This is a genomic window from Enterobacter cloacae complex sp. GF14B, from assembly GCF_004136805.1.
Classification (GTDB): Bacteria; Pseudomonadota; Gammaproteobacteria; order Enterobacterales; family Enterobacteriaceae; genus Enterobacter; species Enterobacter hormaechei_C.
This window is the reverse complement of sequence record NZ_QFRV01000016.1, coordinates 34,794-54,488: the sequence shown is the minus strand read 5'-3', so window position 1 is coordinate 54,488 and position 19,695 is coordinate 34,794. Positions and strand designations below refer to the sequence as shown.

General features: G+C 56.6%; 15 protein-coding genes. 7 read left to right on the top strand and 8 right to left on the bottom strand.

Translation table 11 applies throughout. From position 1 onward, the window contains the following. Window positions 1–19 precede the first annotated feature (19 nt). The 4 genes from DD606_RS08165 to lldP form a co-directional block, all read right to left on the bottom strand. Window positions 20–1,360: an aromatic acid/H+ symport family MFS transporter gene (locus DD606_RS08165; protein ID WP_023315025.1), complete on the bottom strand. Its 1,341-nt coding sequence runs from the start codon at window positions 1,358–1,360 to the stop codon at window positions 20–22. A gap of 180 nt (window positions 1,361–1,540) precedes the next feature. Further along, window positions 1,541–2,728: a quinone-dependent L-lactate dehydrogenase gene (lldD, locus tag DD606_RS08160; protein ID WP_006808631.1), complete on the bottom strand. Its 1,188-nt coding sequence runs from the start codon at window positions 2,726–2,728 to the stop codon at window positions 1,541–1,543. After that, window positions 2,725–3,498 carry a transcriptional regulator LldR gene (gene lldR / locus DD606_RS08155; RefSeq protein ID WP_006808630.1) on the bottom strand — a complete coding sequence of 258 codons (774 nt, stop codon included), beginning with the start codon at window positions 3,496–3,498 and terminating at the stop codon, window positions 2,725–2,727. Before lldR ends, lldD begins: the two co-directional genes overlap by 4 nt. Further along, window positions 3,495–5,150 carry an L-lactate permease gene (gene lldP, locus DD606_RS08150; RefSeq protein WP_003860175.1) on the bottom strand — a complete coding sequence of 552 codons (1,656 nt, stop codon included), beginning with the start codon at window positions 5,148–5,150 and terminating at the stop codon, window positions 3,495–3,497. Before lldP ends, lldR begins: the two co-directional genes overlap by 4 nt. Window positions 5,151–6,249: 1,099 nt before the next feature. Between lldP and DD606_RS08145 the strand changes: the two genes are divergently transcribed. The 4 genes from DD606_RS08145 to DD606_RS08130 are packed head-to-tail and all read left to right on the top strand — an operon-like array spanning window position 6,250 to window position 11,125. Continuing rightward, the gene (locus DD606_RS08145) at window positions 6,250–6,831 is read left to right on the top strand and encodes a fimbrial protein (RefSeq protein ID WP_003860173.1); all 582 of its coding nucleotides are present in this window, start codon (window positions 6,250–6,252) and stop codon (window positions 6,829–6,831) included. A 30-nt stretch (window positions 6,832–6,861) separates the two neighbouring features. Further along, complete coding sequence (locus DD606_RS08140) at window positions 6,862–7,536, top strand: molecular chaperone (protein ID WP_129258507.1); 675 nt, start codon at window positions 6,862–6,864, stop codon at window positions 7,534–7,536. Window positions 7,537–7,540: 4 nt separating this feature from the next. Continuing rightward, complete coding sequence (locus DD606_RS08135) at window positions 7,541–10,021, top strand: fimbria/pilus outer membrane usher protein (RefSeq protein ID WP_129258505.1); 2,481 nt, start codon at window positions 7,541–7,543, stop codon at window positions 10,019–10,021. A gap of 9 nt (window positions 10,022–10,030) precedes the next feature. Then, entirely contained in the window at window positions 10,031–11,125 is a 1,095-nt protein-coding gene (locus DD606_RS08130) for a fimbrial protein (protein WP_129258503.1), read from the top strand. A 32-nt stretch (window positions 11,126–11,157) separates the two neighbouring features. Here DD606_RS08130 and DD606_RS08125 read toward each other — a convergent pair whose 3' ends face one another. The 4 genes from DD606_RS08125 to DD606_RS08110 form a co-directional block, all read right to left on the bottom strand. Next, window positions 11,158–11,520, bottom strand: coding sequence for a YibL family ribosome-associated protein (locus tag DD606_RS08125; RefSeq protein ID WP_022652042.1), 363 nt, complete (start codon window positions 11,518–11,520; stop codon window positions 11,158–11,160). A gap of 58 nt (window positions 11,521–11,578) precedes the next feature. Next, entirely contained in the window at window positions 11,579–12,169 is a 591-nt protein-coding gene (mtlR, locus tag DD606_RS08120) for a mannitol operon repressor MtlR (protein WP_015572766.1), read from the bottom strand. Beyond that, window positions 12,166–13,314 (bottom strand): mannitol-1-phosphate 5-dehydrogenase, encoded by a 1,149-nt coding sequence (gene mtlD, locus DD606_RS08115; RefSeq protein WP_017382581.1) that lies wholly within the window; start codon window positions 13,312–13,314, stop codon window positions 12,166–12,168. Before mtlD ends, mtlR begins: the two co-directional genes overlap by 4 nt. A 101-nt stretch (window positions 13,315–13,415) precedes the next feature. Then, complete coding sequence (locus tag DD606_RS08110) at window positions 13,416–15,323, bottom strand: PTS mannitol transporter subunit IICBA (protein WP_023315019.1); 1,908 nt, start codon at window positions 15,321–15,323, stop codon at window positions 13,416–13,418. Between the two features lie 436 nt (window positions 15,324–15,759). Here DD606_RS08110 and DD606_RS08105 point away from each other — a divergent pair, with 436 nt between their 5' ends. The 3 genes from DD606_RS08105 to selB all read left to right on the top strand — a co-directional run bounded on the left by DD606_RS08105 (window position 15,760) and on the right by selB (window position 19,692). Further along, window positions 15,760–16,368, top strand: coding sequence for a glutathione S-transferase (locus DD606_RS08105; RefSeq protein WP_015572763.1), 609 nt, complete (start codon window positions 15,760–15,762; stop codon window positions 16,366–16,368). A gap of 103 nt (window positions 16,369–16,471) precedes the next feature. Further along, window positions 16,472–17,857: an L-seryl-tRNA(Sec) selenium transferase gene (gene selA, locus DD606_RS08100; protein WP_022652040.1), complete on the top strand. Its 1,386-nt coding sequence runs from the start codon at window positions 16,472–16,474 to the stop codon at window positions 17,855–17,857. Further along, window positions 17,854–19,692, top strand: a complete 1,839-nt coding sequence (gene selB, locus DD606_RS08095) for a selenocysteine-specific translation elongation factor (RefSeq protein ID WP_058648337.1) — start codon at window positions 17,854–17,856, stop codon at window positions 19,690–19,692. Before selA ends, selB begins: the two co-directional genes overlap by 4 nt. Window positions 19,693–19,695: the final 3 nt, after the last annotated feature.

Here is a 19,695-nt window from a genome sequence, read left to right as displayed (position 1 = left end):
ATAGCAGAAAAGAGAGGGACTAGGCGACGCCCGGCTCCTGCGCGCGGCTATACAGCATTTTGTAGACGGTTGCCGCCGCGGCCACGAGAGCAGGCACGCTGAGGATCATTAAAATACTGTCTGCCTGCCACTGCATGGAAAGAAGCTGGGCGCTGGTCATGGTGCCCGCCACGCCGCCGAAGCGGCCGATCCCCTGCATCCAGGCGATACCCGTCGCGCGGCACTCGGTAGGGTAAAAGGTGGCGGCCAGGGTCTGCATGCCCGACTGCGCGCCGTTCATCGCGATCCCCATCAGGAAAATTAACCCGCCAAACAGGGCGATATGGTTATGCTCAATGCCGAGTAAAAGAATCAGGCCCATCGTCAGCACGAAACCACACGCGACCACCTTGTGCGCTTCCCAGCGATCCATCATCCAGCCCGCGAGCAAAATGCCAGCGGTGCCGCCGAAGGTGAACAGCGAGGTGAGCCAGGCGGATTCCGCCAGCGCATACCCCATCCCCTGCATCAGCGTCGGCATCCAGCTCAGCAGGACGTAATAAATCACCAGTCCCATAAAGTAGGTGACCCACAGCATCAGGGTGCCGGGCAGCCAGGGCATGGAAAACAGCTGCGACACGCTGCCTTTTTTCGACGCGACTTTCTCCTCTGTCAGGAAAAAGCCCGTGACGCTATCCAGCGTGCTGCGGGCGAACCGGCTGGCGATGCGGCGAACCTGGGCGACGTCTTTCCCGCGCTGCACCAGAAACTTCACCGACTCCGGCAACAGCAGCGCCAGCAGCACCGTTAAAATCAGCGGCGCAATCGCGCCGGTCAGCAGCACGCTTCGCCAGCCATGGTGAGGGATAAGCCAGGACGAGATCGCCCCGCCGCCCGCCGCACCCAGCGGAAAGCCGCAGTACATGGTGTTAATTGCCATGGCGCGGCAGCGCTGGGGGGCAAACTCTGAGATCAGCGTGATGGCGTTAGGCATCGCGGCGCCCAGCCCGAGACCGGTCAGAAATCGCCATAGCGTCAGGGTATTCAGACTTTGCGCCCAGGCCGTGCCCAGGCTCGCCAGGCCGAAGAAGAGACATGAAAAGACCAGCACGCGCTTGCGTCCCATCCGGTCCGATACCGGACCTGCAATCAGGGCTCCCAGCGACAGCCCCAGCAGCGCCGCACTCAGCACCGGCCCCAGATCCTGTTTATGTATTCCCCACTCCGTCGACAGCGTAGGCGCAATGTAACCCATCGCTGCGGTATCAAACCCATCGATCGCCAGCACCAGAAAGCCCAGCACAATAAGAAGCCAGTGAAACCCTGAAAAAGGACTTTCATCGATCACCTGCTGAATATCCACCCGACCTGAATACGTCATACGTTCCCCTCCGATGTGATGTTGTTTTTGTGTTCTTGTATTTGCTTGTCTATACAATTGCGGAGGGGCGGGGTGTGTCAAATTTTCTTATCAAGAATGTTACGCAGGTGTTATTTTCGACAAAAAAAACGCCCGAGGGGAAAGTCGGGCGCGGAAGAAGGGGAGGCTAACCGGGGAAGATCAGGCCGCGTTTCCTTGGGAAAGAGGGGCCAGCGCCGCAGGCAGCTTACTGAGCTCCTGCACCAGAGAGTCTTTGCTGATTTCGCTAATCGACTTCGCCCCGGTCAGGGTCATCGCTACTTTCATCTCTTTCTCGATCAGGTTCAGCAGATTCGCCACGCCCGCCTGGCCGCTGGTGGCCAGCGCGTACAGGTAAGCACGGCCCAGCAGCACGCTGTCGGCGCCGAGCGCAATCATGCGCACCACGTCCAGCCCGTTACGGATGCCGCTATCGGCCAGGATCGCAATATCGCCTTTCACCGCATCGGCAATGGCCGGCAGGGCGCGGGCGGAGGAGAGCACCCCATCAAGCTGGCGGCCACCATGGTTAGAGACCACGATCCCATCGGCGCCAAAACGCACCGCGTCGCGGGCATCTTCCGGGTCGAGGATCCCTTTGATCACCATCGGGCCGTCCCAGAATTCGCGGATCCACTCCAGGTCTTTCCAGGAGATCGACGGATCGAAATTGTTCGCCAGCCAGCCAATGTAGTCCTCCAGCCCGGTCGGTTTACCCAGGTAGGCCGAAATATTGCCCAGATCGTGCGGACGGCCGTTCAACCCGACATCCCACGCCCACTGCGGGTGCGTCACCGCCTGCCAGTAACGGCGCAGGGCCGCGTTAGGGCCGCTCATGCCGGAGTGGGCGTCGCGGTAGCGCGCGCCGGGGGTCGGCATGTCGACGGTAAAGACCAGGGTTGAGCAGCCCGCCGCTTTGGCGCGCTCCAGCGCGTTGCGCATAAAACCGCGATCGCGCAGGACGTACAGCTGGAACCACATCGGGCGCTTGATGGTCGGGGCGACTTCTTCAATCGGGCAGACGGACACGGTGGAAAGGGTAAACGGAATGCCTTTGGCATCTGCGGCGGCGGCGGCCTGCACTTCACCGCGACGGGCATACATGCCACATAAACCGACAGGTGCGAGCGCTACCGGCATGGAGAGCGTCTCGTTAAACAGCTTCGTCTCAAGGCTCAGGTCAGACATATTTTTCAGCACGCGCTGGCGCAGGGCCACTTCCGACAGATCCTCCACGTTACGGCGCAGGGTATATTCGGCATACGCCCCGCCGTCGATATAGTGGAACAGGAACGGGGGCAAAATGCGCTGCGCCGCGGCGCGATAGTCACTGGCTGCTGAAATAATCATGCTTTGTTCTCCCTGGAAATATCACTCTCGCCAGGCAGACGGGTAATACGCGCCTGTCGGGCCTGATCTTCATCGAATCGTTTAATGGTGGTATGCACGAAGCCGAGATGCGCCATCATCGCCTTGCGCGCGGCCTCGGCATCTCCGGCCAGAATGGCGTTGAGCACCGCCTCGTGCTGTTCGGTCAGCTGGGCAAACACCGGCGGCACCAGATACATGCGCTGGCGGCTCTGCTTGACGGAGGATTGCAGCAGGTCGAAGAACCCGCGCATGGTTTGCAGCAGCACCACGTTGTGCGAGGCCTCGGCAATCGCCAGATGGAACCGCACGTCCGCCTGGGAGGCGATGTCCGGGTCGCTGCTTTGCGTGGCTTCAAAACAGGCTTTGAGCTTCTCTTTGTCGGCGTCGGTTGCCCGCATCGCCGCGTGCCACGCGGTGCTGGTTTCGATGGCGTGACGCGCTTCGAGGATGTCGAAGCTGTAGTCCGGGTCGTTTTCCATCAGCGTCTTCAGCGGCTGCACGATGTTTTGTTCGGACCAGTCGTCATGCTGCCAGCGCACGAAGGTGCCGCCGCCGCGACGGCTCAGCAGCACCCCTTCACTAACCAGCGTCGCCAGCGCCTCGCGCAGTGAGTTGCGCGACACGCCAAGCTGAGCGGCAAGCTGACGCTCGGCGGGCAATCTCATGCCCGCTTCCAGCTGTTGTTCTTCTATCAGCGCCCGTACGCGAGTGGCAATCTCGTCGGACAGGCGTCTGGGCATCACTATCATGGAATCATCCAGGTTAAGACATAGGCCTGCAATGTGGTGATCACGCCCACCATGCAGGTAAATATCAGGCTGTGTTTAACGGTAAAGCGGAACAGATCCGACTCTTTGCCTACCAGCCCCACCGCAGCACAGGCAATGGCGATGGACTGCGGCGAGATCATCTTCCCGGTCACGCCGCCGGTGGTGTTCGCGGCGACCAGCAGCACGTCCGAGACGCCAATCTGCTGCGCGGCCGTGGCCTGTAGGGCAGCAAACAGGGCGTTAGATGACGTATCTGAACCGGTCAGGAACACCCCCAGCCAGCCGAGGAACGGCGAGAAGAAGGTAAACGCGTGGCCGGTATGCGCCAGCGCTAACGCCAGCGTCGACGACAGGCCGGAGTAATTCGAAATAAACGCGAACGCCAGCACCATGCCGATGGAGTAAATCGGCAGCATCAGCTCTTTAATCGTCGCCGCAAAGGTCTGTACCGCGGCGGCAGGCTTCATGCGCAGCCACACAACGGAAAGGATAGCGGCAAACAGGATGGCCGTACCGGTGGCTGAGAACCAGTCGAACTTAAACACTGCCGCATACGGCGTGGCGTCGTGCACCACCGGCGGCATACGGGCGACCATTTTGTCGAGGAACGGCACGGAGATATTAATCACCATGTCGTACAGCGCGCCGCCCGGGGCGAACAGGGCTTTAAACGGCGGAATGCTCCACAGCGTCACGGTGGCGGTCAGGAACAGGAACGGTGACCACGCACGCACAATCTGTCCGGCGGTATAGCCGGTGCGCGCCAGCGTCTGATCCACGTGCGATGCGCCCATGTCAGCAAAGCGGAAGATACGTACCGGCTGCCAGCGTTTCAGGAACAGCGTCAGACAGACCAGCGACACCAGGGAAGAGATGATGTCCGGCAGTTCCGGGCCGAGGAAGTTGGAGCTGAGATACTGGGCAATGGCGAACGAACCGCCCGCTACCATCACCGCAGGCCAGGTCTCCTTCACGCCGCGCCAGCCGTCCATAATCGCCATGATCCAGAACAGCACGATAATGGTCAGGAACGGCAGCTGGCGGCCCACCATCTGGCCGATCTCGAAGCTGTCCAGCCCGGTCACCTGACCCGCCACCAGAATCGGAATGCCCATCGCGCCAAACGCCACCGGGGCGGTGTTCACAATCAGGCACAGGCCAGCGGCATACAGCGGATTAAAGCCCAGCCCGACCAGCAGAGCGGCGGTGATCGCCACCGGCGCGCCAAATCCTGCCGCCCCTTCAAGGAACGCCCCGAAGGAGAAACCGACAATCAGCATCTGTAAACGCTGGTCCGGTGTAATAGAGAGAATCGACGAGCGAATAATGTCGAACTGCCCGGTTTTCACCGAGATTTTGTAGACAAAGACAGCGGCGATGATGATCCACGCAATCGGCCACAGGCCGTAGAAGAAACCATACACCACAGAGGCCAGCGCGCGATCGACCGGCATTTTATAGAAGAACAGCGCCACCAGCAGGGCGATGGCAACGGTGTACGTTGCGGCAAGGTAGCCCTTCAGCTTGAGCTTTATCAGCGCAAAGAAGAAGAACAGGATCGGTAGCGATGCGATCAGGCTCGACAGCCAGATATTCCCGGCCGGATCGTAGTTTTGTTGCCAGAGGCTCATGCAGGTCTCCTGAGGACCACACAGGTGTTCGTCGGGTGAGTCTCTGCTCATCTCAGCGTCACACTTAGTGTAAAAGTGGTCCTTCCAATATTGTGATGTAGGGTTAATGGCAATAAATGGTTAACCAAGTGTTGCTATTCAGCAATGCTTTTGTGAAGTGGAGCATCGAAACTGTGAACGATGGATAGCTTTACGCATGATTGGTAGGACCAAAACCGCAAGTTCAACTCACCGCGTGCGTTGGGAGCGGTAGTCAGGTGGAGGGCATTACATTCGCCTTTTGAGCAGATACGGCGCGTAAAAGAAGTTGAATAAAATGGGTATGTGATAATATTGCGTGAATCAAATGAGGTTTGTTTGTTTTATTTATGTTTTTGAAAATCTGTATATGTGTGATCAGAGTGATATATTTCCTATAAATAAAAAATTTTTTTGGTTAAAAATGCGAAATCGAAGCTGTAGCAAAAAATTTTAATTAAGGTAAATTTCACATATAGATTTTAACAGTGTATTACAAACGATCAATTGCTGATCGATAAGGAAATATCCTGTTTAACCGTGATTTTTCAGGATAAAGTGAAAGAATTTTTTGCTGAAGTGACATTTTTTGGCTAATAATATTCTGAAATAAATTGATCAAACAATGATCAGTTAACTCTCTTGTAATTTAGTTGCGGTATTAAAAGCAGATTAATAATTATTAGGGCAATGGAAAGGGGTTAAATTTGTTAGCTGAGTGTTAATTTCAGAATGTTTACAAGCGCGGCGTATTACTTTTCAATACGTAGACGTTAAAAGGCATTTGATTTACTATTTATTCAGAAGCAACGTAACAGAAGATTTAAAATTTATTACTAACCACAACGTATTCAGTGTTATTTTCGGCCAGAAGTCATTCCTCAGTTGAAGGATATCTGTGTATGGCCTTCTGAAAATATACGGATTATCACCATGGGATGGACCCTGCTTTATTCTATAAGGTCGCGTCACCCATTCTGCTAAAACCCTTTCGGTGGCGTTTTTAAATCCTTATAGCGGTTATTGTACCTGGTACAACAAGTCTATATCTGTTTAATTTACAGAGGGGAAAGTGTTCCAAATGAAAATCAAAAATGTGGCGCTGGCGATTGCCGCGGCGGGGCTGCTGTTATCTTCTCAATCGGTACTGGCAAGCAGTGATTCTGGCGTTAATGCTTCTCTGGATACCGGTGCGGGTTCGCAAAGTACGGGCGGGGTGATCAATTTTACAGGGAAGATTACCCTTATTTCCTGTGATATTACTCCGGCCTCTAAAAACAAAACGGTAGACCTTGGGGCGTGGGCAAAAAGCTACTTTGACGATCACAACGAAACGACGCCGCGCGAGTTCAAAATCAACGTGGAAAACTGCCCGGAGACGGTTGAATCGGTTGCGGTACTGTTCGACGGAACCAAAGATACGGTGAATGACACACTGCTTCAGGTTACGCCAGGTGAAGGTATGGCGACGGGTGTCGGCGTGAAGCTTTATAACAGCGATCGCAGCACGGCGATTAAACCGGGTACGGTATCTGAAACAACCGCACCGGATGATGAAGGCAATGCTGAATTAACTTTCTATGCCGCACTTGACAAAGATGGCACAGAAATCAACGCCGGCGATGTTAACGCCGTATCCAACTTCCTGATGGTTTATAACTGATTTCACTGTCAGCCACCTCCAGAGATAATAATGATGAAACGTTTATCGTATATTATGCTCACTGCATTAATGGTTAGTTCTGCGTCAGTTTCCGCTGGCGTTGTAATGGGGGGAACACGGATCGTATACCCACAACACAGCAAGGAGGTGGCATTTTCTGTTTCTAATATGGAAAGTGCGGTTCCCTATCTTATTCAGTCGTGGGTTGAAGGGGATGGGCAGGGTAAAAATAACGCTGCGCCATTTATTGTCACGCCACCTCTGTTCAGACTTGATCCGGAGCAGACCAACACGCTGCGTATTCAATATACCGGCGCTCCGCTGCCCACAAATCGTGAATCTGTATTCTGGCTCGATATTAAAGCGATTGCGCCAAAGCCAAAAGAGAGCAGCAACGAATTACAAGTTAACGTTAAATCGAAATTTAAAATTTTCTACCGCCCGGACAATCTAAAAGGGGACGCTGCAACTGCCTGGCAGAAAATAACGTTTTCGCGGACGGGAAAAGGGCTTAAGGCCGCTAACCCGACGCCATACTACGTCTCTTTTTATCGGCTGACCGTTGGCGGGCATAAAATTGAGCAGCCGGGCATGATCGGTCCAGGGGAAACCCGTGAATGGCCTGTGTCCGCCTCCGGGGGCGTAAGCTGGTCGGCTATTAATGATTTTGGTGCCATCACCGCCACCCACACCCAGCCTCTTTAAGATCATGCCTTTTCGCCTGTTTCGTTACGCGCCGCTTTCAGTGTTGCTGCTTAGCTTCAGCCGTGCGGGGATGGCCGAGGATTACTTTGATCCCGCCGCGCTGGAGCTTTCCTCTATTGAACAGAAAACGGCGGATCTGCACTATTTCTCTGAAAAGGGCGGGCAGATGCCAGGCACCTGGCTCGTGACGCTGGAGATTAACGGACGCGAGGAGCGGCATCAGGAGATCACCTTCGTCAATGAGAAAGGCAGCCTGCAACCCGTTTTTAGCGTATCGCTGCTGGAAGCGCTTGGAGTAAATGTAGGGGCCATTCCTGCATTCTCCCGGTTGCAGGAGGGAGAAACGTTCACGCACCTCGAGGATTTTATTCCGGCAGCGCGAACCTCCTATGATTTCAACCAACAGCGCCTTTTTCTCAACCTGCCGCAGGCGGCGATGAAACACCGCAGCCGTGGCTACGTGCCGCAGTCGCAGTGGGACGATGGTATCCCGGCGGCATTTACTGATTACAGTCTGTCGGGCGGTCAGGCCCGTCATCAGAGCGGGGTCACGACATCCAGCTATCTGAGCCTGCGTAACGGCATCAATCTGGGGGCGTGGCGGTTGCGCAACACTTCGGCCTGGAGCCACAGCGACGCGGGTGGCAACCATTTTCAGTCGCAAAGTAGCTGGCTGAGCCGGGATATTCGCCGTCTTAACAGCCAGCTACGGATCGGCGATGCCTGGACCGCAGGCGACGTCTTCGATAGCGTGGCGTTTCGCGGGGTTCAGCTCTCGTCCAGCGAGAGCATGTTACCCGACAGCCAGCGCGGCTTCGCACCAACCATCCGCGGCGTTGCACACAGCTTCGCTAAAGTCTCCGTTTCGCAAAATGGCTATGTGATCTATGAAACCTGGGTGGCCGCCGGGCCATTTATCATTAACGATCTGTTCCCCGGCGCACAAAGCGGCGATCTACAGGTTACGGTCACGGAAAGTGACGGCTCAACGCGCGTCTTTACCCAACCCTATTCTGCGGTGCCGTTTATGCGACGCCAGGGCAGCCTGAAATACAGTCTCAATGCAGGACGATTTCACTCCGGTTCCGGCGATGCGCGTTCGCCTGAGTTTGTTGAAGGCGCTTTTTTCTACGGTCTGCTCTCCAGGATGACGGTGTATGGCGGCTTTCGTACGGCGAGCAACTACCAGGCCGGTGCAATTGGCATAGGCAGAGGGTTTGGCGCATTTGGCTCGCTGGGCATTGACGATACGCTGGCAAAAAGCCATTTACCCGACGGCAAAAACGCGATAGGGCAGGCGTGGCGCATTCAGTATCAGAAAGATTTCAGCGCTACCGGCACCGCCTTCAACCTGGCGAGTTATCGCTATGCCTCGCGCAATTACTATGAATTTAGTGAACTGAATCAGTCTGACAGCCAACAGCTGCAACTCAATAATCGCCGTAGCCGCTCGCAGGTCACCTTTTCACAGACGCTGGGTCAGTTCGGCAGCCTCAGCGTCTCGGCATGGATGCAGGATTACTGGCATACGTCCGGGCAGGATAAAACCATCCACATTGGCTGGTACACCAGCTGGCGGGGCATTTCCTGGGGCGCGGGATATGACTACACCGACTCAGCGCGTGAGCAGCATCCCGATCGTACCGTGTCGTTTAACGTCAATGTTCCGCTTGGTCACTGGTTACCGGACAGCTCGGTCAGTTACTTCATCAACCACAACAATCGTGGGATGACCACGCAGCAGGTGTCACTCAACGGCAGTGCGCTGGCGAATCGCAACCTTGATTACAGCGTTCAGCAGAGTAAGGCCAGCGAGGGACAAGCCGACAGTACCAGCCTGGCGCTGCAATACAACGGTGGCTACGGCAACGTCAGCCTCGGTTATGACCACAGCCGAAGCGGTAGCAACGCGAGCCTCGGGCTCGCCGGAGGCGTTATCGCCACGCAGTATGGCGTCACGCTTAGCCAGCCGCTGGGCGATACCGTCGCCCTGCTACGCGTGCCCGGCGCGGCGAACGTTGAGCCGGAGGGCTACAACGGGATCCATACCGACAGCCGCGGCTATGCGGTCATGCCAACGCTCTCGGCGTATCGCAAAAATACCGTCAGTCTTGATACGGCGACGCTGGGTGAGAACGTCGACGTTGAGCAGAGCGGTCTGACGCTCATTCCCACCAGCGGCGCGGTGGTGCTGGCCAATTACAAAACCCACATTGGTTATCGCGTTCTGTTTTCCCTGCGCTACCACGGCGAACCGTTGCCGTTTGGCGCGCAGGCTGAAGTGGTGGAGCAGAACCGCCATTCTGCAAACCGAAGCATGATCGCTGACGGCGGTCAGGCCTACCTGAGCGGGGTACCAGAGCGCGGCACCCTGCGCGTCAGCTGGTATCAGGACGGGGAGCAGCAGCAATGCCAGACACCTTTCAGACTGGGGAAAGCTCATATGGCCCCCGGTATCGCCACGCTATCCGTTGAGTGCCATTAGAGGAATATCATGCGTCGTTTTATTCACTGGTTTTTCTACCTGAGCCTTCTTTCGCTTTTTGGCATGCTGAGTTTTCATGCCCATGCTCAGACCTCATCTTGCCGCACCACGCGCGATCAGTGGGTCGTTCAGGTGCCCTACGCCATAGGGTATGCGCCCGGCACGGCGGACTGGACGCCGATATCTGCGCCGATACAGTCTACCGGGGCGGATTTCTACAGCTGTGATGGCGGGAATGATGCCTGGCGTAGTATCGGCTTTGTCGACGTGGATAACCCTGTCGGCAACGTGGTTGGTGAAGACGGTGCGTCACGTCACGTCTATAAAACTCAGATCGACGGCATCGGCTATGCGCTGGGGTTCCGGGAACAGCAGTACTGCGGCGCCGATGCGGTACGCTATATTGACGGCACAAGTCAGGTGAATGGCAATGAGTCCCGGCGCATTTGCGACGCATCGCAAAACCCCGCCTTTGCCAGCGCCTCAATGTATAAAATGCAGTTCTGGGTGGTGTTTTACAAAATTCCAACGACCAGCGCCATGCCTGACGATAACGCCAACTCCCAGGAGCAAAATGTCGGATCGCTGATATTGCAGGCGGGAGAAAATCAAGCCAGCGCCACCAACGTGGCGACACCGGTACAGATCCATCTCGCCAGCTTCACCGTCAGGCGTACCAGCTGTTCAGTGGGCTCTCGCAGCATTCTTGTTCCCATGGGGAGCGTGAGCCAGCGTGAATTTCATGGCATAGGCTCCCGCGCCGGAGGCGGACGCTTCAGCATTCCGGTGACCTGCGAAAATAACACGGCGGTGAAGATGGGTTTCTTTGGCGATACCACGCCGGGCAACGATCGGGCGCTGGCGTTGACGAAGCAGGAGGATAGCGCCAGCGGTGTCGGGATCGAACTGCTTTACGGTGACAATACCGGTTCGGTTCAGGGGCAGGTGGTACCGTGGAACACCCCGCAGGTATCAGCGCTTGGGCAAGTAGGGGATAACCAGACGCAAACCTTCTGGTTTGATGCGCATTACATTCAGACGGAAGCGAACGTGACGGCGGGAAAAGCGGATGCGATGGCCACGTTTAACCTGATTTACAACTGAGTTTCCCCTGCCGCAGCGGCAGGGGAGGACGATCAGAACGCGGTCTTACAAAAACCCGTCATCTCTTTCAGGCCCATTTCGCGACCAAGCTCAGTCATCGGGTGCACCACCACCAGGCCACGGACGCTTTTCTTCAGCTTGCCCATGTCGGCCTGCTCTTTTTTGGTGATCGCGCGGCGATGCGGCATGTTCATCAGCTTCTGCGCTTCTTTACTCAGCTTCTGGCCTTTCACTTCGCGCAGGCGTTCAATTTCCGCCTCCAGCTTCACGGACTCTTTTTCCAGCTCGGCATATTTCTCGGCGGAATCAACAAGGGAGAGGCCGGCCATCTGATGGCGGATCATATCCAGACGGTCGCTCAGGCGTTTAATTTCGTTCTTTTCGACTTCTTTCATGACAAATAACTCTGAAAACGGGGAATTTACAGGGAAGGATACACCAATGTGTGCGGGCTTACTTCTGAAACGCTTTTTTTAAGCTGATTTTAGAAATCAGCTCAGTCAGGGAAAGCACCATGGTGGAGCGGACAACCTGTTGATAACGCAGCTTTTGCATCGCGTACAGCTCTGGGTCGCTGTTATCAAACTGAGGTGCGGGAGGGAGCGCGGATACGCAGTGCAGTTCGCCGAAGGGCCCCAGTATCTCATCATCGGTAAAGGTGTACTCATTGCCGTCATGATTGAGCTCTTCGCGCAGCGCCATTAACAGCTCGGCGTCTTCATACTCCTGACGGTTCAGCACGCCGAGACCGTAAATCAGCTTCAGCCGTACCGATAAATCGCCCAGCGGTCCGTCTCCGTCCAGTAACGGTTCTACAGCGTACTTTACCGCGTAGTCGTCTTTGCGAAACACCTGAAGCACCAGAATGTTTACCGCCTCGGTTAACAGCTCGACGGCGGCAATCAGGAAACTTCGTACGGTTTTGCCAGCATTCAGACGCTCAAGCACACGATTTTCAAAGGCCTGGGTTTGTTCCATTATTGCCTGCATATCTGACAATCTGTTATTCGGGCGCAGGCTCACCTGCGCCGGACTCTGCATCATTTGGTTGCGTTGTATGCGCTGACCGCCTCCGCAACTACGTCACTGTTGGCATCCAGACCGGAGATCTGCGCCAGCGCAGCCTGCGCGCCTTTGTCATCAATCAGCTGAGCCAGCTCAATTGCCTGCGGGTCCTGCTCGCTGCGGTAGTGCATTGCGGCAGCGATTCCCTTCACCAGGTTAGCGTGCGGCAGGCCGTATTCCAGCGTGCCCAGCAGCGGTTTAATCAGGCGATCGCCCGCGCTCAGTTTACGCAGCGGCTGACGACCCACGCGCTCAACGTCATCTTTCAGATACGGGTTTTCAAAACGACCGAGGATTTTCTGGATGTATGCTGCGTGTTTATCAGCATCAAAACCGTAGCGTTTGATCAGCACCGCGCCGCTCTCTTCCATTGCCCCTTTGACCACCGCACGGATGTTCTCATCGAGGATCGCGTCACGAATGGTCTGATGACCGGCCAATTTTCCGAGGTACGCGGTTATAGCATGCCCGGTGTTCAGCGTGAAGAGTTTACGTTCGACAAATGCCATCAGGTTATCGGTTAATTCCATTCCCGGAATGGTCGGCAGCGCGCCCTTAAACTGGGTTTTATCAACGATCCACTCGCTGAAGGTTTCCACGGTCACTTCCAGCGGGTCGTTGGTGGCGGATGCTGACGGCGGAACGATGCGATCCACGGCGGAATCAACAAAACCTACGTGCGCTTCAACCCAGGCTTTATCTTCGTCGGCGACGGCCGCAAGAACGTGGCCTTTCAGCTGCGTGGTGCCGCGCACCATGTTTTCACAGGCGATGATGTTCAGCGGCGTTTCAACGCCCTGTGCTTTACGCTTCGCCAGGCCTTTCGCGACCGCCGGGGCGATACGCTCAAGCACTACCGGACCCACGGCTGTGGTGACCAGATCAACGCTGGCAATAAGATCGATAACATCGTCGCCAATGCTGCTTACCGCGTTGACGCCAGAGACCGTTTCAACCTGTTCGTTTTCACCCACCACGTGAACCTGATAGCTATGACGGGCATTCAGGGCATCCAGAACCACCTGATTCACATCGGCGAATGTCAGGGTAATGCCCGCGTCTGCCAGCAGTTTACCGATAAAGCCACGACCAATATTACCTGCGCCAAAATGTAATGCTTTCATAGTGTTAACCTTCATCAATGTTTTTACCCGAGAGGGCTGGGGTGAGGAACGTTTTCCCCTCACCCTAGCCCTCTCCCCGGGGGGGAGAGGGAGGAGTACCGTTATTTGTTAAGCAGGGCCAGAACTTCTTCAACGCTGGTGGTGTTGGCCAGACGCTCAATAACCGTTTCGTCATCCAGCGCGTTGGTCAGGCTGGTAATCACCTGGATATGCTCGTTGTTGCGAGCGGCGATACCAATCACCAGACGGGCGATGTCGTCCTCTTCTTCACCGAAGCGCACGCCATCAGGATACTGACAGAACACCACGCCGGTTTTCAGCACGCGGTCTTTGGCTTCCACCGTACCGTGTGGAACCGCGATGGATTCACCCAGGTAGGTTGGGGTCAGCTTTTCACGCTCCAGCATCGCCTCAACGTATTCCGGCTGAACGTAGCCACCTTTCACCAGTTGCTCACCGGCGAAGCGAATGGCCTCTTCTTTATTGGTCGCCGTGCGGCCAAGGAAGATGTTTTCTGCGCCCAGTTTGAACAGATGCGCGTTGCTCTCGTCGAAGCTGTCTTGCAGGCTGGTACGTACTTTCACTTCGTTATCTTCATGGCGCTGCGCCGCCACCAGACGTTCGGTCAGGCTCGTGTACAGGCCGCTGTCGAGGAAGTTGGTCAGGGAAATGTGCTGCGCCTGCGGTACCTGACGCATAGCGCGTTCGGTCAGATCGCGGTGCGTGATCACCAGGTCAACGTCCGGCGGCAGGCTGTTAATCGCGCTGTTGGTGACGGAGATGTTGGTCAGACCCGCATCCTGCACTTTCTTACGCAGCACGCCCGCACCCATTGCGCTGGAGCCCATACCGGCATCACAGGCCACGATGATTTTACGAACGTGGCTCAGGTCGTTAGAGACATCGCCTGCCGCCAGCGGCGTTGCGCCTTTGGATTCGGCTTTCATGTCATGCATACGACGGGTTGCCGCTTCGATATCGTCGTCTTCTTTCACCTTGCTGGTTTTCAGCAGGATAGCGGAGGCCACGAAGGAGACCGCCATGGCCGCACAGATCGCCGCGATGTTCGCGAAGTAGGCGCCTTTCGGGGTCATCGCCAGCACCGCCAGGATAGAGCCCGGAGAAGCAGGAGACACCAGACCACCGCCCAGTACGCTCAGGGTGAACACGCCGGTCATACCGCCAAGGATAACGGCCAGGATCAGACGTGGGTTCATCAGTACATACGGGAAGTAAATTTCGTGAATACCGCCCAGGAAGTGAATGATCGCCGCGCCGCCAGCAGACTGTTTCGCGCTGCCGCGACCAAAGAACATGTATGCCAGCAGAACGCCCATACCCGGACCCGGGTTCGCTTCAATCAGGAAGAAGATGGACTTGCCGAGATCGTGTGACTGCTGAATCCCCAGCGGTGAGAAGATACCATGGTTGATGGCGTTGTTCAGGAACAGGATTTTCGCCGGTTCAACGAAGATTGACGCCAGCGGCAGCATGTCATGCGCCACCATGAAGTTAACGCCCGCCGCCAGCAGCTTGGAGAGCACTTCAACCGCAGGGCCAATGCCGAGGAACGCCAGAATCGCGAGGATCATCCCGATGATGCCCGCAGAGAAGTTGTTCACCAGCATTTCGAAGCCGGATTTGATCTTGCCATCAACCCAGACGTCAAATTTCTTGATCGCCCAGCCGCCCAGAGGACCGGCAATCATCGCACCGAGGAACATCGGCATATCCGCACCGACGATCACCCCCATGGTTGTGATGGCACCCACGACGCCACCACGGTCACCGCCCACCAGACGACCACCGGTATAACCGATGAGCAGCGGCAGCAGGTACGTAATCATTGGGCCAACAAGTTTCGCCAGCGTTTCGTTAGGCAACCACCCTGTCGGAATAAATAATGCGGTGATAATACCCCACGCGATAAACGCGCCGATATTAGGCATCACCATGTTGCTGAGGAAACGACCAAAGCTTTGCACTTTGATCTTGAAATCGGATGACATAAAACACCCCTTCTTATGTTTACGCTTAGGCTTGTGGCCCGAGGTTTATCGTTAATGTGCGGCGGCAGAGGTAGCCGGGCCCTGTTCTGATGCTGTGAAATCTGGCACTGAATCGTTCAACTGTCCAGACAGCGAAATTTTGTGTGATCTGAATCACATGAATGTAGGGGGTGAGGACATTAATGAAGTGATCGCGATCACATAATGAGTGTGTAAAAAAAATACATCGTTCAGAATTACGCCAAGATGGGCGGGTTTTTGTGATTAATATCACAATGTTAAGTTGGCTGTTTGTTTTCAGATTGTGATTTGATTCACAAAATATTTTTATGCAGATTTCTCCCGTATCCCCTCAAGACAGGAATGCGATACGCACACCTGCCTTTTTCCACGGCTTGATCCATACTGACCTCTTTGTGGGCATTAAGGATAAGCAATGAAACTCATCGGCAGTTATACAAGTCCTTTCGTGCGTAAGATTTCGATTCTCCTGCTGGAGAAAGGGATTGAATTTGAATTCGTAAATGAACAACCCTACAACGCAGAGAACGGCGTTGCGCAGTACAACCCGCTGGGGAAAGTCCCGGCGCTGGTAACGGACGAGGGCGACTACTGGTTTGATTCCCCGATCATTGCGGAGTACATCGAGCTGCTTGGCGTTGCGCCGGCCATGCTGCCGGCGGATCCAAAAGCAGCGCTGGCGATGAAGCAAATTGAAGCCCTGGCGGATGGCATTATGGATGCGGCATTAACGTCCGTACGCGAGCAGGCAAGGCCCGCCGCCCAGCAGTCAGAAAATGAGCTGCTGCGCCAGCGCGAAAAAATCAGCCGCAGCCTGGATATGTGCGAACAGCTGATCCGCGACGGGAAAATTCAGAGCGATAGCCTGAATCTGGCGACGATCGCCATCGCCTGCGCCATCGGCTACCTCAATTTCCGCCGCGTCTCGCCGGGCTGGTGCGTGGATCGTCCGCTGCTGGTCAAACTGGCGGAGACGCTCTTCCAGCGCGAAAGTTTCGCCCGGACTGAACCACCAAAGGCTTGATGCGGGTTATAACACTTCCTGGCGGGAGGCGGTACAATCCCCCCACATGTTAACTCCCTCTCCCGTCGGGAGGGGGGAAGATATTTACTCGCCAGGCGCATTCATGACTACTCATCATTCCCTCTACAGCCAGATCCCCGCTACCGATCGTCTGCTTCGTGACCCGCGCATCACTGCGGTGCTGGAGCAGTTTGGCCATACTGCAACGGTCGACATGCTACGCCAGCTTCAGGACGATGCGCGTCGCCATATTCAGGCTGAGAACGCGCTACCCGGCTGGTGCGAGGCATGGGCGCAGGAAGTTGAAAGGAGGCTGAGCAAGCACGCGCAAAGCGCGTTGCGCCCGGTTATTAACCTGACAGGCACGGTTCTGCACACCAATCTGGGCCGGGCACAGCAGGCAGAAGAGGCAATAGAGGCCGTCACCCGGGCCATGCGCTCGCCGGTGACGCTGGAGTACGATCTGGACGGCGCCGGGCGCGGACATCGCGATCGCGCACTGGCGGATCTTCTCTGCCAGATCACCGGCGCGGAAGATGCCTGCATTGTGAATAACAACGCGGCGGCGGTGCTGTTAATGCTGGCGGCCACCGCAAGCGGAAAAGAGGTTGTCGTCTCTCGCGGCGAGCTGGTGGAGATCGGCGGGGCGTTTCGTATTCCGGATGTCATGCGCCAGGCGGGCTGCACGCTGCATGAAGTGGGCACAACCAACCGTACCCATGCAAAAGATTATCGCGCGGCGGTGAATGAAAACACCGCCCTGCTGATGAAAGTGCATACCAGCAATTACCACATTGAGGGTTTTACCAAAACGGTGGAAGAGGCTGAACTGGCCGCCATCGGGCGCGAGCTAAACGTGCCGGTGATTGCCGATCTTGGCAGTGGGTCGCTGGTGGATATGCGCCAGTATGGTCTGCCAAAAGAGCCAATGGTGCAGGAAATGGTTGCCGCGGGCGTAAGCCTGGTCAGTTTCTCTGGCGATAAACTGCTGGGCGGGCCGCAGGCGGGTATTATCGTCGGCAGGCGCGAGCTGATTGCGCAGCTACAGCAGCATCCGCTGAAGCGCGCCCTGCGTGCCGATAAAATGACGCTGGCCGCGCTGGAAGCCACGCTGCGGCTCTATCTCCACCCGGAGAAACTGGCTGACCGCCTGCCCACGTTGCGTTTGCTGAGCCGTGACGCGGCCTCTGTTCGCGCGCAGGCGGAAGCGCTACTGCCGCAGGTTGCTCCTCATTACCCTGAGTTTGAAGTTCGTATCGAGCCTTGCCTGTCGCAAATTGGCAGCGGCTCGCTGCCGGTGGACAGGTTACCGAGCGAAGCGCTGACGTTCACCCCGCGCGACGGACGCGGAAGCCAGCTTGAGGCGCTGTCGGCGCGCTGGCGCGCATTACCGACGCCGGTGATTGGCCGGATCGGTGACGGGCGCATGTGGCTGGATTTACGCTGTCTGGAAGATGAAGTGCGGTTTCTGGAGATGATGTTGAAATGATTATTGCCACCGCCGGTCACGTTGACCACGGCAAAACCACGTTATTGCAGGCCATTACGGGCGTGAATGCCGATCGCCTGCCGGAAGAGAAAAAGCGCGGCATGACCATTGACCTGGGTTACGCCTACTGGCCGCAGCCCGACGGTCGCGTGCTGGGCTTTATCGACGTGCCCGGCCACGAGAAGTTTCTTTCCAATATGCTCGCGGGCGTGGGCGGGATCGATCACGCTCTGCTGGTGGTCGCGTGCGATGACGGGGTGATGGCGCAAACGCGCGAGCATCTGGCGATCCTCCAGCTGACGGGAAACCCGCAGTTGACCGTCGCCCTCACCAAAGCGGACCGTGTGGATGAGGCGCGTATCGACGAGGTGCGTCAAGAGGTGCTGGCGGCGCTGAGTGAATACGGTTTTAAGGATGTCGCACTGTTTGTCACCGTAGCGACAGAAGGCCGCGGTATCGATGCTCTTCGCAACCATTTGCAGCAGATCCCGTCTCGTGAACAGGCCAGCCATCACCGCTTCCGTCTGGCGATCGACAGGGCGTTTACCGTGAAAGGGGCTGGGCTGGTGGTGACCGGTACCGCGCTGAGCGGGGAAGTGAACGTGGGCGATACCCTGTGGCTCACGGGCGTGAACAAACCGATGCGCGTGCGCGGGCTTCATGCGCAAAACCAGCCGGTGGAACAGGCCCACGCCGGGCAGCGTATCGCGCTGAATATTGCCGGTGATGCCGAAAAAGACCAGCTTAACCGCGGCGACTGGTTGCTGGCCGACGCGCCGCCGGAGCCCTCTGAACGGATTATCGTTTCTCTCCAGACCCATACGCCGCTGACCCAGTGGCAGCCGCTGCATATCCACCACGCGGCCAGCCACATCACCGGACGCGTGTCGCTGCTGGAAAACGATCTCGCCGAACTGGTGTTCGACTCCCCGCTCTGGCTGGCGAATAACGACCGCCTGGTTCTGCGCGATATTTCGGCGCGGGAAACGCTGGCGGGCGCGCGCGTGGTCATGCTGGATCCGCCCCGTCGCGGCAAACGTAAGCCCGAGTATTTACAGTGGCTGGCCGCGCTGGCCCAGACCCGCGATGATAAGTCTGCGTTAGATATCCACCTTGAGCGTGGCGCGGTGGATCTGGCGGCGTTCGCCTGGGCGCGCCAGCTCAGCGGCGAAGGATTGCGTCTTCTGACGCAGGAGCCAGGTTTTATTCAGGCCGGGAACAGCCTGCTGAACGCGCCGGTGGCGGCGCGCTGGCAGCGCAAAGTGCTGAGCACGCTGGCGACCTACCATGAACAGCATCAGGATGAGCCCGGCCCGGGCCGTGAACGTCTGCGGCGCATGGCGTTGCCCATGGAAGACGACGCGCTGGTGCTGTTGCTGATTGAAAACATGCGTGAAAGCGGCGTTATTGCAAGTCATCACGGCTGGCTACACCTGCCGGAACACAAGGCCGGTTTTACCGCTGAGCAGGACGCGGTCTGGCAAAAAGTGGCGGCGCTGTTTGGCGATGAACCGTGGTGGGTGCGCGATCTGGCGCGTGAAACCAATACCGATGAGCAGCTGATGCGTCAGGTACTGCGCCATGCGGCACAGCAGGGGATGATTGTGGCGATCGTGAAAGATCGTTATTACCGCAACGATCGGATCGTAGCGTTTGCGAACCTGATCCGGGAGCTGGATCAGGCGCGCGGATCAACCTGCGCCGCAGACTTCCGCGATCGGCTGAATGTGGGACGCAAACTGGCGATTCAGATCCTGGAGTATTTCAACCGCATCGGGTTTACGCGTCGTCGTGGCAATGACCATGTGCTACGCGACGCGCAGTTATTTCCGTAAGCG

Excerpts from the sequence above, each read along its gene's own strand:
- DD606_RS08130 (WP_129258503.1), top strand. The coding sequence starts at position 10,031 with ATGCGTCGTTTTATTCACTGGTTTTTCTACCTGAGCCTTCTTTCGCTT.
- mtlD (WP_017382581.1), bottom strand. The coding sequence starts at position 13,314 with ATGAAAGCATTACATTTTGGCGCAGGTAATATTGGTCGTGGCTTTATC.
- lldD (WP_006808631.1), bottom strand. The coding sequence starts at position 2,728 with ATGATTATTTCAGCAGCCAGTGACTATCGCGCCGCGGCGCAGCGCATT.
- DD606_RS08165 (WP_023315025.1), bottom strand. The coding sequence starts at position 1,360 with ATGACGTATTCAGGTCGGGTGGATATTCAGCAGGTGATCGATGAAAGT.
- selB (WP_058648337.1), top strand. The coding sequence starts at position 17,854 with ATGATTATTGCCACCGCCGGTCACGTTGACCACGGCAAAACCACGTTA.
- DD606_RS08105 (WP_015572763.1), top strand. The coding sequence starts at position 15,760 with ATGAAACTCATCGGCAGTTATACAAGTCCTTTCGTGCGTAAGATTTCG.
- DD606_RS08135 (WP_129258505.1), top strand. The coding sequence starts at position 7,541 with ATGCCTTTTCGCCTGTTTCGTTACGCGCCGCTTTCAGTGTTGCTGCTT.
- DD606_RS08110 (WP_023315019.1), bottom strand. The coding sequence starts at position 15,323 with ATGTCATCCGATTTCAAGATCAAAGTGCAAAGCTTTGGTCGTTTCCTC.
- lldR (WP_006808630.1), bottom strand. The coding sequence starts at position 3,498 with ATGATAGTGATGCCCAGACGCCTGTCCGACGAGATTGCCACTCGCGTA.
- mtlR (WP_015572766.1), bottom strand. The coding sequence starts at position 12,169 with ATGATGCAGAGTCCGGCGCAGGTGAGCCTGCGCCCGAATAACAGATTG.
- selA (WP_022652040.1), top strand. The coding sequence starts at position 16,472 with ATGACTACTCATCATTCCCTCTACAGCCAGATCCCCGCTACCGATCGT.
- DD606_RS08125 (WP_022652042.1), bottom strand. The coding sequence starts at position 11,520 with ATGAAAGAAGTCGAAAAGAACGAAATTAAACGCCTGAGCGACCGTCTG.
- lldP (WP_003860175.1), bottom strand. The coding sequence starts at position 5,150 with ATGAGCCTCTGGCAACAAAACTACGATCCGGCCGGGAATATCTGGCTG.
- DD606_RS08140 (WP_129258507.1), top strand. The coding sequence starts at position 6,862 with ATGATGAAACGTTTATCGTATATTATGCTCACTGCATTAATGGTTAGT.
- DD606_RS08145 (WP_003860173.1), top strand. The coding sequence starts at position 6,250 with ATGAAAATCAAAAATGTGGCGCTGGCGATTGCCGCGGCGGGGCTGCTG.